Source organism: Acidipropionibacterium jensenii (genome assembly GCF_005890135.1).
In the GTDB taxonomy this organism is placed as follows: Bacteria; Actinomycetota; Actinomycetes; order Propionibacteriales; family Propionibacteriaceae; genus Acidipropionibacterium; species Acidipropionibacterium jensenii.
Genome location: NZ_CP040635.1, coordinates 2,702,025 through 2,716,549, shown reverse-complemented (window position 1 = coordinate 2,716,549; position 14,525 = coordinate 2,702,025). Strand labels below are relative to the sequence as shown.

General features: G+C 68.3%; 11 protein-coding genes and 1 pseudogene. 7 read left to right on the top strand and 5 right to left on the bottom strand.

Features of this window, described 5'->3' with window-relative positions:
- Nucleotides 1-8: 8 nt before the first annotated feature.
- Nucleotides 9-866 carry an acyl-CoA thioesterase gene (locus FEZ32_RS12140; RefSeq protein WP_138680691.1) on the top strand — a complete coding sequence of 286 codons (858 nt, stop codon included), beginning with the start codon at nucleotides 9-11 and terminating at the stop codon, nucleotides 864-866.
- Nucleotides 867-975: 109 nt separating this feature from the next.
- On the opposite strand, the gene FEZ32_RS12135 is transcribed toward FEZ32_RS12140, so the two are convergent.
- Complete coding sequence (locus FEZ32_RS12135) at nucleotides 976-1,914, bottom strand: sigma-70 family RNA polymerase sigma factor (protein ID WP_138680690.1); 939 nt, start codon at nucleotides 1,912-1,914, stop codon at nucleotides 976-978.
- Between the two features lie 306 nt (nucleotides 1,915-2,220).
- Between FEZ32_RS12135 and FEZ32_RS12130 the strand changes: the two genes are divergently transcribed.
- From FEZ32_RS12130 to FEZ32_RS12120, 4 genes and pseudogenes are all read left to right on the top strand, one after another.
- Nucleotides 2,221-3,786: an RNA polymerase sigma factor gene (locus tag FEZ32_RS12130; RefSeq protein WP_138680945.1), complete on the top strand. Its 1,566-nt coding sequence runs from the start codon at nucleotides 2,221-2,223 to the stop codon at nucleotides 3,784-3,786.
- A 94-nt stretch (nucleotides 3,787-3,880) separates the two neighbouring features.
- Nucleotides 3,881-4,351, top strand: a pseudogene (locus tag FEZ32_RS14240) (family 20 glycosylhydrolase); the annotation flags it as partial.
- A 79-nt stretch (nucleotides 4,352-4,430) separates the two neighbouring features.
- The gene (locus tag FEZ32_RS14090) at nucleotides 4,431-4,961 is read left to right on the top strand and encodes a family 20 glycosylhydrolase (protein ID WP_175415788.1); all 531 of its coding nucleotides are present in this window, start codon (nucleotides 4,431-4,433) and stop codon (nucleotides 4,959-4,961) included.
- 56 nt (nucleotides 4,962-5,017) lie between these two features.
- Nucleotides 5,018-5,572, top strand: a complete 555-nt coding sequence (locus FEZ32_RS12120; RefSeq protein ID WP_097798920.1) for a GNAT family N-acetyltransferase — start codon at nucleotides 5,018-5,020, stop codon at nucleotides 5,570-5,572.
- Between the two features lie 59 nt (nucleotides 5,573-5,631).
- Here FEZ32_RS12120 and FEZ32_RS12115 read toward each other — a convergent pair whose 3' ends face one another.
- Entirely contained in the window at nucleotides 5,632-5,829 is a 198-nt protein-coding gene (locus tag FEZ32_RS12115; RefSeq protein WP_027586685.1) for a DUF7455 domain-containing protein, read from the bottom strand.
- A gap of 291 nt (nucleotides 5,830-6,120) precedes the next feature.
- Here FEZ32_RS12115 and FEZ32_RS12110 point away from each other — a divergent pair, with 291 nt between their 5' ends.
- Together FEZ32_RS12110 and FEZ32_RS12105 are read left to right on the top strand one after the other, a co-directional pair.
- Nucleotides 6,121-8,226, top strand: coding sequence for a DNA gyrase/topoisomerase IV subunit B (locus tag FEZ32_RS12110; RefSeq protein WP_097799868.1), 2,106 nt, complete (start codon nucleotides 6,121-6,123; stop codon nucleotides 8,224-8,226).
- Nucleotides 8,227-8,295: 69 nt separating this feature from the next.
- Nucleotides 8,296-9,684 (top strand): MFS transporter, encoded by a 1,389-nt coding sequence (locus FEZ32_RS12105; protein ID WP_138680688.1) that lies wholly within the window; start codon nucleotides 8,296-8,298, stop codon nucleotides 9,682-9,684.
- Nucleotides 9,685-9,791: 107 nt separating this feature from the next.
- Here the strand turns inward: FEZ32_RS12105 and FEZ32_RS12100 are convergent, their stop codons facing one another.
- The 3 genes from FEZ32_RS12100 to FEZ32_RS12090 all read right to left on the bottom strand — a co-directional run bounded on the left by FEZ32_RS12100 (nucleotide 9,792) and on the right by FEZ32_RS12090 (nucleotide 14,445).
- The gene (locus tag FEZ32_RS12100) at nucleotides 9,792-11,240 is read right to left on the bottom strand and encodes a hypothetical protein (RefSeq protein WP_097827855.1); all 1,449 of its coding nucleotides are present in this window, start codon (nucleotides 11,238-11,240) and stop codon (nucleotides 9,792-9,794) included.
- A 19-nt stretch (nucleotides 11,241-11,259) separates the two neighbouring features.
- The gene (locus FEZ32_RS12095; protein WP_138680687.1) at nucleotides 11,260-11,745 is read right to left on the bottom strand and encodes a beta-class carbonic anhydrase; all 486 of its coding nucleotides are present in this window, start codon (nucleotides 11,743-11,745) and stop codon (nucleotides 11,260-11,262) included.
- An 84-nt stretch (nucleotides 11,746-11,829) separates the two neighbouring features.
- Nucleotides 11,830-14,445, bottom strand: coding sequence for a DNA gyrase/topoisomerase IV subunit A (locus tag FEZ32_RS12090; protein WP_138680686.1), 2,616 nt, complete (start codon nucleotides 14,443-14,445; stop codon nucleotides 11,830-11,832).
- Nucleotides 14,446-14,525 lie beyond the last annotated feature (80 nt).

The window sequence follows — 14,525 nt, the reverse complement described above, 5'->3', positions numbered from 1 at the left end:
CTGGGGCGGTGCCGGTATCCACTCGTGAACTGCTGAATCTGCTCGACCTGGAGGTCCTCGACCAGGACCTGTTCCGCGGGTCCCAACCGACCACCACCTGGCAGCGCACCTTCGGCGGGCAGGTGCTCGCCCAGGCGCTGGTCGCCGCCGCCCGTACCGTCGATGCCGGACGTCGCCTGCACTCGCTGCACGCGAACTTCCTGCGGCCGGGCAGCAACGACGCACCCCTCATCTACGACGTCGAGCGGATGCGCGACGGGCGGACCTTCAGCACCCGGCTGGTACGGGCCCGCCAGCACGGTCAGGTGATCTTCACCTCGAACCTGTCCTTCAAGAGTGTCGAGGACGGTCTGGACCACTCCGACGCGATGCCCCACGGCCTGCCCGATCCCGAGTCCTGCCCGTCCCTGGCGGAGGCTCTGGAGGACAGACTCGGGCAGGCGCTGCCCTCGATCTGGCGGGCCGACGCCCTGGACGTGCGCTACATCGCCCAGCCCGAGATCACCACCCACAACCACGCCACCCATATGCGCCTGTGGGTGCGCACCACCGGCGCCCTGCCGGAGGACCCGGTGGTCCATCAGGCGATCCTGGCCTATCTGTCGGACATCAGCCTGCTGGCCGTGGCGGTGCTGCCCCATGAGGCGGCGCTGCGATCCGGCAAGTCGATCGCCCCCGCCTCGGTGGATCACGGGATGTGGTTCCACCGTCCGGCCAGGGCCGACGAGTGGCTCTTCTACGACGAGGTCTCGCCCAGCGCCTCCGACGCCCTGGGCTTCTCGACGGGCCGGCTCATGCAGGACGGCAGGATCGTGGCCTCCTGCTCCCAGGAGGGACTGCTGCGACTCGTCGATCCCGAGCGCTGACCCTCGCCGCCCGTGACGCGGATGCGGCCCCGGTTCGGACGTGACGCGGCGCCCCGGCCTGGTGAGGCCGGGGCGCCGCTGGGCACGATCTGTCAGGGATGACCCGCCCTCAGGCGGCCATCACCGCCTCGTTGCGCTCGCGCATCGTCGTGAGCGCGGCCCGCTCGATCTGGCGGACCCGCTCGGCGGTGATCCCCCAGACCTTGCCGATGTCGGCGAGCTTGGCCTGACGTCCGTCAACCAGCCCGTACCGGCGGCGCACCACGTCGGCGGAGCGCTCGTCGAGATCCTCGAGGAGCCCCTCCAGACGGCTGCGGTCCTCGGCGTCCAGAACGATGTCGTCGGGTCCCGGCGCGGTCTCGCGGGCGATGAGATCGCCGAGGCTGGTGTCGCCGTCGTCCTCGACAGGGGCGTCGAGACTGACGTGGTCGCGGCCGAACCGGATGAGCTCGACGACCCGCTCCTCGGTGAGGCCCAGCTCGCCGGCGATCTCGAAGATCTCGGGCTCCCGACCCAGCTGGCGCTCGAGGTTGCGGCGGGCCGCAGAGACCTGGTTGACCTGCTCGGCGACATGGACCGGCAGGCGGACGATGCGTCCCTGCTGGGCGATGCCGCGGCTGATCGCCTGACGGACCCACCAGGTCGCATAGGTGGAGAACTTGAAGCCCTTGGCGTAGTCGAACTTCTCGACGGCCCGGATCAGGCCGGTGTTGCCCTCCTGGACCAGATCCAGCAGGGGCATCTGGGAGCGGCCGTACTTGCGGGCCACCGAGACCACCAGACGAAGATTGGCGCGAACGAAGTGGGCCATCGCCCGGTCCCCGTCTGCGGCGATGTCCTCCAGTTCCTCCTGGCTGGCTTTGAGACGGTTCTTGGCATCGCCGGCGAGGATTGCACGGGCGAAGACGCCCACCTCGATACGACGTGCCAGTGCGACCTCCTCGGCCGCGTTGAGCAAAGGCGTCCGAGCGATCCCCTCCAAGTAGAGACCAACTGCGTCCTTGCCATCGATGCCATCGGTGGTACGAACTCGAGACTTGGTGTCCATGTGCCCCGCCTTTCAACGTGAGAGCACCTATGACAACGCCTTTCGGTGCCGTTGTCATTCCCCGAACCGGTATTGACGCCCGCGGTTGGGGTGCGTGCTACCAGGATCAGACCGTGGTCGTAGCCCTTCACCGGCCTGCTGGTCCCACTGGCAGAAGAAAACCCTGAGCCGCAGTTTGGTTCCGGTCCGGGCCGGTGTCACAATGGACCTCGGCTCTTGACGGCTCCCGGCTGTCCTGTGCCCTTCAAAGGTTTCTGCCTTGGTGAGAGGATCCCCGTGACGACTCGTTCCACGTCCCGCACGAATATGACCGTTGCCGACGAGGAGGCGAAGCCCAGCAGATCTGGCCAGCAGCACGCTGCCACGAGCAGTGCCGGTAAGAGTTCGGCCGGCAAGAGCTCGGCTGGCAAGAGCTCGGCGACCAAGACGTCAGCCGCCCACAGCGTCAAGGCGAGGACGGGCACCCGGAAGACGTCGGCCAAGTCCTCCGGGACGAGCCGCTCCGGCAGCACCACGACTTCGGCGAGGAAGACCGCTGCCAGCCCCGCCAGCTCCTCCGCGAGCACCGAGAAGGAGTCCACCAGCGGTACCGCCGCCAAGACCTCCTCGCGCACCACGAAGACCACGGCGAAGAAGAAGCCGGCCACCCGGAAGACCACCGCGAGGAAGACCACCGCGAAGAAGTCCACCGGGACCGGACGCTCCCGCTCCAAGGCGAAGGGGGCCACCATCGCCGAGGCCGCCTCCGGTCAGATCGACGTCCACGTCGAGCGCGACGGCGACGAGGTGGTGCTCACCGTCGGGGGAAAGAAGCGCACCCTCGACGACGTCGACGACAGCAAGTACGACCCACACGAGGCCGCCAAGGACGAGGCCCGCATCAACAAGGAGACCGAGGGGTTCATCGTCTCCGACACCGATGACGCCGATGAGCCCGAGCAGCAGGTGATGGTCGCCGGAGCCACCGCCGACCCGGTCAAGGACTACCTCAAGCAGATCGGCAAGGTCGCGCTGCTCAACGCCGCCCAGGAGGTCGATCTCGCCAAGCGGATCGAGGCAGGCCTGTTCGCGGGAGAGCAGCTGGCGGACCCGGAGACCACCGTTCCCGCCAAGAACCGCGACGACTACGAGTGGATCGCCGACGACGGCAAGGCCGCCAAGAACCACCTGCTCGAGGCCAACCTGCGACTCGTGGTCTCGCTGGCCAAGCGCTACACCGGGCGCGGCATGCTCTTCCTCGATCTCATCCAGGAGGGCAACCTCGGCCTGATCCGCGCGGTCGAGAAGTTCGACTACACCAAGGGCTACAAGTTCTCGACCTACGCCACCTGGTGGATCAAGCAGGCCATCACCCGGGCGATGGCCGATCAGGCCCGCACCATCCGCATCCCGGTGCACATGGTCGAGGTTATCAACAAGCTGGCCCGCGTTCAGCGCCAGATGCTCCAGGACCTGGGCCGCGAACCCACTCCCGAGGAGCTCGCCAAGGAACTGGACATGACCCCCGAGAAGGTCGTCGAGGTCCAGAAGTACGGCCGCGAGCCGATCTCCCTGCACACCCCGCTGGGAGAGGACGGAGACTCCGAGTTCGGTGACCTCATCGAGGACTCCGAGGCCATCGTGCCCGCAGACGCGGTGAACTTCACACTCCTCCAGGAGCAGCTCCACGACGTGCTGGACACCCTCTCCGAGAGAGAGGCCGGCGTCGTCTCGATGCGCTTCGGACTGACCGACGGCCAGCCCAAGACCCTCGACGAGATCGGGAAGGTCTACGGGGTGACGCGCGAGCGGATCCGCCAGATCGAGTCCAAGACGATGTCCAAGCTGCGCCACCCCAGCCGTTCCCAGGTCCTGCGGGACTACCTGGACTGAGCCTGTGGAGCACCGTCCGGGCCGGCGGGATGAGGTCCGGACGGGGTGCGCCACCGGGGACAACGCCGGACCGGGATCGTGGGAGAACAACGAGATGAGTGAGACGAGCGGGCCGGCCTTCGGCTGGCGAGGACTGGGACTGGACGTCTCGCGCCACTTCTTCGGTGTCGACGACGTCGAACTGGTCATCGACCTGATGGCCGAGATGGACCTCAATGTGCTCCACCTGCACCTGTCGGACGACCAGGGCTGGCGGATCGAGATCCCGGGCTGGCCGGAACTGACCGAGCGGTCGTCGGGAAGCGCGGTCGGCGGGGATCCCGGTGGCTACTACACCCTGGCCGACTGGTCGCGGATCTGCGAGTACGCCGGCCGGCACGGGATCACCGTTGTTCCCGAGTCGGATCTGCCCGGACACACCACCGCTGCCCTGCACGCGCTGCCCGGCCTCAACCCGGACGGGCGGACCCCCGATCTCCACACCGGGATCGAGGTGGGATTCTCCACCCTGTCCACCGACGCTCCGCTGACCGACCGCTACATCGATGAGGTCCTCACCCAGCTGGCCGAACTCGGTGCGGGCTGGGTCCACATCGGCGGCGACGAGTCCAAGGTGACCCCCTCACGACCAGTACCGCGCACTGGTGCGACGAGCCGTCGACGCGGTCCATCGCGCCGGATCGCGGGTGGTCGCCTGGCAGGAGGCCGCCGACCTGCTGGATCCCGGCGACGTCATCCAGGTCTGGGACCGCGGTATCGGCTGGCAGGGAGTGCTGGACGCCGCGAGTCGCGGCGTCGGGGTGCTGCTGTCTCCAGGGGATCGCGCCTATCTGGACATGAAGTACGATCCGGACACCGCTCTGGGGCTCACCTGGGCCGGAACCATCGAGCTGCGCGACGCCCTGGAGTGGGATCCCCGTCAGTACATCCCCGGGCTGGACCCGGCCGCGGTGGTCGGCGTCGAGGCATTCCTGTGGAGCGAGACGCTGCGCACCCGCGACGACCTCAGCTACATGCTGCTGCCGCGCCTGGCGGCCTTCTCGCAGGTCGCCACCCGAGGATCGGGTATCGGGCAGTGGCAGGAGTTCCGGTCGGCGGTGGGCCGGCAGGCGCAGGGATGGACCGAGCGCGGACTGCGCTGGCACCGTTCCGCCGGGGTCGACTGGCCCGACTGAGGCCCGATCGGCCGCGATCCCTCCCCAGGCAACCCCCGCACCGGTAGGCTCTGCCCATGGCAACGTCGCTCAGCAATGGTGCACACGAGGATGCCCACCACCAGGGTCCCGGACGATTCGCGGTCCGTCGGGCGGCCCGCAAGGACCTCGCCGAGGCCGCCGCGGTCCAGGCGCTCTGCCTGCGTGAGATCGGCGAGTCGGTCATTCCCCCGGAGGCCCTGGAGGAGCTCACCGGGCCCGAGACGATCCATGCGACGGTGGAGTCCTGGCAGCAGTTGATGGACGCCGGAGCCTCCTTCTGGGTCATCGACGACCTGCTCGACATGCGCATCGTGGGCGTCGCCCTCACCCAGACCAGCACCGATCCCGACGCACCGACCCCCTTGGAGCTGTCCACCCTCCACGTGATGCCGGAGGCGCGGACCTGCGGGGCCTCGGACGCTCTCATCGCCGCCGCGATCGGCGACCGGCCGGCGCACTTCTGGGTGTTCAAGGATAATCTGCGGGCTCAGCACTTCCTGCGACGACACGGCTTCGAGGTGGAACCCGGATCCACCGACAACTCACTGGGCGGGGTGCTGCTGGAACGGATGGTGCGCGGCGAGGCATGACACACGACAGGAGCCCCCGGACACACCGTGGTGTCCGGGGGCTCCTGTTCGTCGGGTCGTCAGCTCAGACGGCCGGTCTCGTCGTGGATGGACAGCGCCACCTGCTTCAGCTTGTCCTGGTGGGCCTTGGCGTGATGGGCGCAGAACAGCAGCTCGCCGCCGTTGTGGAGGGTCACCCGGAAGTACGCCTGCGCGCCGCAGCGGTCGCAGCGATCTGCCGCGGTCAGCGCGCGGTCCTCGATCATCGTGGTTCCCATGACAACCTCCTCTGATTGGATGCGGCTCCCGATCGGGAGCCCTGGGCGCGGGGCCACCGGAGCGACCCCGCGAGTCATCTGTGGCAACGCACCGCCGGTCCGTTGTGTTCCCTATCGTAACGACCGGCACCACAAGGATGTGTCGACGACCGGTCTGCGACCGCTGACAGGGGTGCGAGCGGGGTCGGCGTCGTGGAACTGTCGGAGCCGACCGGTAGTGTCCCTGTCGTGACCACAGCTCAGCAATCCAGCACCGCGAAGCAGTCCGGCAGTGCGACGCAACCCGACTCCCTGCGGCGCTCGGCCGTCGAGGAGGCGGGCCGCGAGTACGGGGCGAGGAGCATCCTCGTGCTGGAGGGGCTGGAGGCGGTGCGCAAGCGTCCTGCGATGTACATCGGGTCCACCGACACCCGAGGACTGATGCACTGCCTGTGGGAGATCTTCGACAACGGCGTCGACGAGGCCCTGGCCGGGTTCGGCCGACTCATCACGGTGGCCCTGGAGGCAGACGGGTCCATCCACGTCACCGACCGGGGGCGAGGCATTCCGGTCGACACCGAACCCCGCACCGGCCTGTCCGGCGTCGAGGTGGTCTACACCAAGCTCCATGCCGGCGGAAAATTCGGTGGTGGGGCGTACAAGGTCTCCGGCGGTCTGCACGGTGTGGGCGCCTCGGTGGTCAACGCGCTGTCCACACGGCTCGACGTCGAGGTGGACCGCAAGGGGACCACCTGGGGGATGAGCTTCCGACGCGGGGTGCCCGGGCGTTTCGAGGGGGACGGCCCGGATGCCGCATTCACCCCCGGATCGGGAGTCGACAAGCTGCGCAGGGCCAAGCGGGGGGTCACCGGCACCAGGGTGCGGTACTGGCCCGACCGCCAGATCTTCCTTCCCGAGGCCGAACTGTCCTGGCGCAAGCTGGTCGACCGGGCCCGGCAGACCGCATTCCTGGTCCCCGGACTGGAGATCCAGATCGCCGACCGCCGCGGCGTCCAGATCTCCCCGGAGACCGGCGAGCCGATCGACGAGGTCACCGAGTCGCTGCGATTCGACGGCGGCATCTCCGAGTTCGCCGACTTCCTGGCGAGCGGCCGTCCGGTCACCGAGGTGCTCCGCCTGCAGGGCCACGACAGTTTCACCGAGACGGTTCCCGAACTCGATGCCAACGGCGCAATGGTCCCCACCGATGTGGAGCGGCGGTTGGACGTGGACATCGCGGTGCGCTGGGGCGACGGCTACGACACCGTCGAGAAGTCCTTCGTCAACATCATCGCCACCCCCAAGGGGGGCACCCATGTCCAGGGGTTCGAGCACGGCCTGGTGAAGGCCTTCTCCGGCGCCCTTGAGGGCACCCGGCTGCTGCGCACCTCGGAGGAGATCGTCAAGGACGACGTCCTGGAGGGGCTCACCGCGGTGGTCACCGTCAAGCTCGCCGAACCCCAGTTCGAGGGCCAGACCAAGGAGGTGCTGGGAACCCCACCGGTGAGACGACTGGTCTCCAGGATCGTGGAGTCCGAGATGACCGACTTCCTCACCTCCACCAAGGCCGCGGTCAAACCGGTGGCCAGGGCCCTCATGGAGAAGGTCGTCAATGCCTCCCGGACCAGAGTCGCGGCACGCGCCCACAAGGAGAACCAGCGCCGCAAGAACGCCCTGGAGTCCTCCCACCTGCCCCCCAAGCTCAAGGACTGCCGCTCCTCGGACCCGGACCGCACGGAACTGTTCATCGTCGAGGGGGACTCGGCACTGGGCACCGCCAATGTGGCCCGCAACTCGGAGCACCAGGCCCTGCTGCCGATCCGCGGCAAGATCCTCAACGTCCAGAAGGCCGATCTGGGGGCCATGCTGCGCAACGCCGAGTGCGCCTCCATCATCCAGGTGGTCGGGGCCGGCTCCGGAAAGACCTTCGACATCGACCAGGCCCGCTACGGCAAGGTGATCTTCATGGCCGATGCCGACTCCGACGGGGCCCACATCCGCACCCTGCTCGCCACCCTGTTCTTCAAGTACATGAGGCCGATGATCGAGTCCGGACGGGTGTACTCCGCCGTGCCACCGCTGCACCGGTTCGAACTCATCAACCCCAAGCGGGGGATGGACAAGTACCTGTACACCTACTCGGACGCCGAGTACCAGCGCACCCTGGCCAGCCTCACCAAGAAGGGGATCCGGTTCAAGGAGCCGCAGCGGTACAAGGGGCTGGGCGAGATGGATGCCTCCCAGCTCAAGGAGACCACGATGGATCCCCACCACCGCACCCTGCGGCGGATCACCATCGACGATGCGGAGGAGGCCGAGCACACCTTCAAGGTGTTGATGGGCAGCGACGTGGCCCCCCGCAAGGAGTTCATCGTCCAGGGGGCCTACCGGCTCGATCAGGAGCGGATCGACGCCTGACCACAGGCGGTGCACCCTGGCCCTACCAGTGATGGAGGCGGGCCGCCAACTCCGGTAGCGTTCGGGGCCATGAGCTCTCAGCGCGGGGACGCCGGATCACAGGTCGGCGATCGGCCGGTGACGTCGCACCACGACGAGGTGCGTGCCAGACGCCGCAGGATGCTCGGCTGGGCGATGTGGGATCCCGGCACCCAGCCCTACGCCTCGGTGATCACCACCTTCGTCTTCAGCGTCTACATCGTCAGCGACTCCTTCGGTCCCAGGGACCTCACCAGCACCGCACTGTCGTGGACGATGGCGCTGGCAGGACTGATGATCGCCCTGCTCGCCCCGGTGGTCGGCCAGTGGGCCGGCCGGGCTGGACGACGGATCGGCGTCCTGAGATGGCTCACCTGGGCGCTGGCGGTCTTCGCCGGGTGCCTCTTCCTCGTCGAGGCGAGGGCCTCCTACCTCACCCTGGGCCTGATCCTGCTCGGGGTGGGCACGATCATCAGCGATGTCGCCAGCTCCATCTACAACGGGCTGCTCGACGAGGTCGCCGAACCCTCCAAGGTGGGACGCATCTCCGGGCTGGGCTGGGGAATGGGATATGTGGGGGGAATCATCGCCCTGCTGGTGATCTACATCGGCTGGATCAAACCGACCATCGGCTGGTTCGGGGTGACCTCGACCAATGGCATGAACATCCGGGTGTCGATGCTGTTCTGCGCGGTGTGGATCCTGCTGCTCACCCTGCCCACCTTCCTCATCCTGCGCGACCCCCCGCGGGTCGAGCCGGTCGCCGACTCCCCGCGCAGCCTTCGGGACGCCTACGTCGAACTCGGCCACTCGGTCTCCCGACTGTGGCGCAGCCACCGGTCGATCGTCATCTTCCTGATCGCCTCGGCACTGTTCCGGGACGGGCTCAACGGCGTCTTCCAGTTCGGCGGGGTGATCGCCAAGCAGACCTTCGGTTTCACCTCAGCCGGGGTGCTGGTGTTCGGGATCGCCGCGAACCTGGTCGCCGGGGTGGCCACCATCGCCTTCGGGCTGGTCGACGACAAGATCGGACCCCGCCGGGTCATCGTCTGGTCCCTGGTCGCGCTCATCGTTGCTGCTGTGGCGGTGTTCATCCTCCACGACGGCGGCCAGATCGTGTTCTGGGTGCTGGGGATGGCGATGTGCGCCTTCGTCGGACCTGCCCAGTCGGCCTCCCGCAGCTACCTGGCCCGGGTCTGCCCGCCGGGCATGGAGGGTGAGGTCTTCGGCCTCTACGCCACCACCGGCAAGGCGGTGTCGTTCCTGGCCCCGCTGCTGTTCGGCGCCTTCATCGCCATCGGGCACGCCGTGCGCGGCGGCGACTCGAACCAGTACTGGGGGATCCTCGGCATCGCGGTGGTACTGGTGGCCGGTCTGGTGGCGATGATCCCGGTCGCCGACGCCGTCAGACCAGGCGTCGAGCACTCCGGGACGGACTGAGTCCCGGGACTACCTTCCGGGGCTCCTCATCACCGGGAGGTGACGCACGATGCCCCCGGAACCGATCGGTTCCGGGGGCATCGGCGCCACAGATCAGCGCGGCGCGATCAGGAGGCCGGCCAGCTGGCGACCGGCTTGTCAGCGCTGAAGTCCACGGTGGGTCGGGTGCTGGCGGTCCCGGCCGAACCGCTGGCCTGACCGGTGGACCCGCTGGAGCTGCGGGTCTTCGCGGTCACCTTGACGTACAGGTACAGCGAGCCGCTGGCCTGCATCGTTCCGGGGGCGAGCCTCGGCACGAGGGTGTCGATGTTGGAGGCCTGGGTGGTGGAGTACTGCACCGAGTTCTCCACGATGGAGCTTCCGGAGGTGGTGGTGCTTGGGGAGTAGAACGGGCACCCGGTCGGCCGGATCTTGTTCGAGGCCAGGCAGGCGTTGAGGCTCTCCTTGACCAGGGAGCGGTAGGTGCTCAGTCCCTTGGCCGTGAGCGCCGGAGCCATGTCATAGGTGGAGACGTAGCTGGACGGCTCCTTGACGTAGAGGGTCGAGTCGTCGTCGCCGTACTGGATGTAGTCATTGCCCGACTGGAAGGTGTAGCCGCCGGGGAACAGGGCGATCCTGGAGGCCGAGACCGGCATGTCGTTGATGGTGATCTCGTCGCCACCGATCCGGCTCAGATCCACATTCGCGGCGGCCTGCGACATCTGCCAGTGGCCGCCCTTGTCCGTGCGGGACAGCCGCAGGGTGCTGGTCACCGACTCGCTGCCGATGTCATAGGACACATTGACCGAGGAGCTGAAGTCGGAGTCAGAGGTCGCATCGACGGTGAGGTTCTTGATCGGGTTCTGCTTCTGGGCGGCCTTCATCACCTCGGCGGTGAGGTACTTCGAGGAGCCCGAGGGGCTGCTGCGGCCATAGCTGAGGGCCCGCTTGGGATCGCCCTTCATGACGGCGTCGAAGTAGTCCTGGACGGCGGCCTTCGGGTCGTCGATGGTCTTGATCGGTTGGGAGCCGGAGTCCGTGCTCGCCGAGGAGGTGGACCCGCCCTGAGCCTGCTCGCCACCGTCCTTGTTCCGGTTCACCAGGAAGAAGGCCAGTCCGACCGCGGCCACCAGGACGACGGCCACGATGGCGATCCCTATCCCGATCCCCTTGCGGGAGCCATGGGGGCCGGTGGGGCCACCACCGCCCTGTCCGGGCTGCTGGGCCCAGGGCTGCTGGCCGCTCCAGTTCCCGGAGTTGGGAGAGTTGGGGTCCGAGCCGGAGGCCGGCCAGGTCTGGGTCGAACCGTCATAGGGAGCCTGCTGGCCCCAGTTCTGCTGGGGCGACTGGTTGGCCGACCCCCAGTTCTGCGGGGACTGCGGACCCTGGGGCGGCTGGTTGGCCGATCCCCAGCTCTGGGGGGACTGCGGCCCCTGAGCGCCCTGAGGAGGTTGGTTGGCTGATCCCCAGTTCTGCGGCGGGTGCTGCGGATCCCGCTGCTGGCCGCCCTGGCCCCAGTTCTGCTGGCCGGAGTTCGGGTCCCACGGGGAGCTTGGCCCCTGGTTGTTGCTCGTCATCTCTCCTCCTGTGCTGGGGTCAGTTGACCTGGGTGATGGCGCCTGTGTCGACGTCGTACATGAACCCTGCGGTCTCGGCGGAGATCAGTGGGTTCGACCGCAGCTGATCGACGTCGAAATGGAGGGCGGTGAGCTGGTCGGTGGTGGCGCCGATCCGCATGCCGTGGACGTTCGTCCCGTCGGCAGCCTCGATCGCCCCGGCAATCTGAGTGTCATCCCCTGACGCCATCGCACATCTGGTGTGGGCGATCACCATGATCCGGGTCACCCCGAGAAGATGGACCCCGACCACCAGGGCGGTGAGCACGTCGAGAGTCACTCGACCACCGGCCGTACGCAGCACTTTCGCATCTCCGACCTTGAGGTCGAGCATTGCCAGAGGATCCAGCCTCGAGTCCATACAGGTGACCACGGCCACCCCTCGTGCGGCTCTTCCCGGGACGCCCTTCTCCGTGAAACCGGCGCTGTAACGCGCATTGCCCTCGAGGAGATCGGTGAATGCCATGGGCCAGACACTACCGAAGTCAGGGCCACTGTCACGCTGTGACATGGTGCGGCTGGACCGTTGACAGGGCCGCCGGGACCGCGATCAGTCGAACAACTCGGGCTGCCCGGAGTCGGTCCCCGAGCCGTCCTCGCGATTCCGACGGTCCGGTCCGGGCCTGGACTCGGGATCGGTGCCTGCGGTCCCCTCAGACTGCGACGGCCCCCCGGAGACGGGGGCCGCGGAGGCCGGAGGAGCGGTGCTGGGGGAAACGGGGCACTCGACGTCTGAGGCCGGGCCATGACGTCTACTGGCCACCGCAACCACCGGCGCGGCTGTGCGGTCACCCGACCCATCACGGCGTCCCCGCTCGGTGGGCAACTCGACCGGACTGCCGTCGGAGGTGCAGGCGACCGCCGGCTCGGACCCGACCCAGGCCAGCGCCAGGACGGTCTCGGAGGACAGGAAGCGGTGGCAGCGCACCCCGGCCGTGCCCCGGCCCTTGGCGGGGTACTCGGACAGATCCGTGACCTTCACCGAGGTGGCCGGCCCGTCGAGCTGGTCGGCGGCGGCCGCCGCCACCGTCACCACCACGGCGTGGCGGGGAGCCACCGCCCCGAAGAAGATCACCGGACAGGAGGCCCGGATGCCGGCGATCCCCGATCCCTTCCGACCCTGGGGGCGCACAAGGCCGGCGCGGTAGTGCAGCAGGTGGGCATCGGAGGTGACGAAGCACAGCTGCGCCTCCGGGTCCTCGCACTCGGCGACGCCGACCACCTCGTCACCGTCCTTGAGGGTGATGACCTCCCACGAGTCGCCGGTGGGCAGCTCGGGGTTGACCCGCTTGACCAGACCGTTGCGGGTTCCCAGGGCCAGGGAGGGCCCGTCCCCCGACAGGCTGGTGACGCCGATCACGCGTTCCTCGGCCGCCAGATCCACCAGCTCGTCCACCGGGCTGCCTCCGGCCAGGGACGGTGCCGTGGCGGTGGCCGGCAGGCTCACCAGGTCGATGGTGCGGGCGCGGATCAACCGTCCCGCGGAAGTGAGGACCCCGAACTCGCCCCGGGTACTGCTGAGGGCGGTCGAGGCGATGGCGTCGTGGCGGGCGCGCGGACCCTGCCAGGCCAGCGGTTCATCGGTGTCGACGCGGGCCAGTCGTCCGGTGGACGACAGCAGCACCCAGCTGGGGGAGTCGGGCACCTCGAGGGGCTCCTCGGCACCGGCCGCCGATCCCGCCGAGCCGAGCAGGACGGTGCGCCGCGGGGTGCCGAAGGTCTTGGAGACCGCCGCCAGCTCGCGGGAGACCACCTTGCGGAGCTGGCGGTCGTCGGTGGCGATGACGGTGAGCTTGTCGATCTCGGCCAGCAGGTCGTCGCGCTCGGACTCCAGCTCAATGGTGGAGTAGCGGGTGAGACGCCGCAGCTGCATGTCGAGGATGTAGTTGGCCTGGATCTCGTCGAGATCGAAGGCCTCGATCAGCCGGGTGCGGGCCTCGGAGGCATCCTGGGAGGACCGGATGATGGCGATGACGTCGTCGATGTCGACGATCGCGGTGAGCAGCCCCTCGACCAAATGGAGCCGGTCCTTGGCCTTGTGCAGCCGGAATGTCGTGCGTCGGAGGGTGACCTCCAGGCGGTGCTCGAGGTAGATGTGCAGCAGGTCCAGCAGCCCGAGGGTCCGCGGCTGCCCCTGGACCAGGGCCACCGCGTTGACCGCGAAGGTGTCCTCGAGCTTGGTGAGCCGGTAGAGCCGCGACAGCATCGCCTCGGCGTTGATCCCGTTCTTGACCTCGATGACCAGACGGGTGCCGTTGGCCAGGTCGGTGAGGTCCTTGACGTCGGCGATGCCGGAGATCCGCTTGGACTGCACCAGGGTCTTGATCTGGTCGATGATCTTCTCCGGACCGACCATGTAGGGCAGCTCGGTGACGACGATCCCCATCCGTCGCGGGGAGACCCGCTCGATGGAGGTGGTGGCGCGGATCCGGAAGGTGCCCCGGCCGGTGGCGTAGGCGTCGCGGATCCCGTCGAGGCCCACGATCCGTCCACCGGTGGGCATGTCGGGCCCCGGGATGAACCGCATCATGGTGTCCAGATCGGCATCCGGGTGGACCAGCAGGTGGCGCAGTGCCGCCACCACCTCGACGAGGTTGTGGGTCGGGATGTTGGTGGCCATCCCCACCGCGATCCCCGAGGCGCCGTTGACGAGCAGGTTCGGGAAGGCCGACGGCAGCACACCCGGCTCGGTCTCCTTGCCGTCGTAGTTCGGCACGAAGTCGACGGTGTCCTCGTCGAGTCCCTCGATCATCGCCTGGGCCGAGGGGGCCATCCGGCACTCGGTGTACCTCATCGCCGCCGGCCCGGCGTCCAGGGCGCCGAAGTTTCCGTGCCCGTCGACCAGCGGCAGTCGCATCGCCCACGGCTGGGCCATTCTCACCAGGGCGTCGTAGATGGCCGAGTCGCCGTGCGGGTGCAGCTGGCCCATCACCTGGCCGACCACTCTCGCGGACTTGACGTGCGGCCGGTCGGGGCGCACCCCCATGTCGCCCATGCTGTAGAGGATGCGACGCTGCACCGGTTTGAGCCCGTCCCGGGCGTCGGGCAGGGCGCGCGAGTAGATCACCGAGTAGGCGTACTCGAGGTAGCTGTTCTCCATCTCGCTCGAGACGTCCACGTCGATGATGTTCTCGGTGAAGTCGTCATCCACGGTCGACCTGGCCATCGATTCCCTGTACTCCTCACGTCCCTGACATCGTCACATCGCTCGTACGGTCCGGCGGGTGGCGGCACCAGTGTGCGCCC

Bases quoted from the DNA above. Each gene is read 5' to 3' on its own strand.
- FEZ32_RS12135 (WP_138680690.1), bottom strand. From the start codon at position 1,914: ATGGACACCAAGTCTCGAGTTCGTACCACCGATGGCATCGATGGCAAG.
- FEZ32_RS12100 (WP_097827855.1), bottom strand. From the start codon at position 11,240: ATGACGAGCAACAACCAGGGGCCAAGCTCCCCGTGGGACCCGAACTCC.
- FEZ32_RS12090 (WP_138680686.1), bottom strand. From the start codon at position 14,445: ATGGCCAGGTCGACCGTGGATGACGACTTCACCGAGAACATCATCGAC.
- FEZ32_RS12115 (WP_027586685.1), bottom strand. From the start codon at position 5,829: ATGGGAACCACGATGATCGAGGACCGCGCGCTGACCGCGGCAGATCGC.
- FEZ32_RS12130 (WP_138680945.1), top strand. From the start codon at position 2,221: ATGACCGTTGCCGACGAGGAGGCGAAGCCCAGCAGATCTGGCCAGCAG.
- FEZ32_RS12095 (WP_138680687.1), bottom strand. From the start codon at position 11,745: ATGGCATTCACCGATCTCCTCGAGGGCAATGCGCGTTACAGCGCCGGT.
- FEZ32_RS12105 (WP_138680688.1), top strand. From the start codon at position 8,296: ATGAGCTCTCAGCGCGGGGACGCCGGATCACAGGTCGGCGATCGGCCG.
- FEZ32_RS12120 (WP_097798920.1), top strand. From the start codon at position 5,018: ATGGCAACGTCGCTCAGCAATGGTGCACACGAGGATGCCCACCACCAG.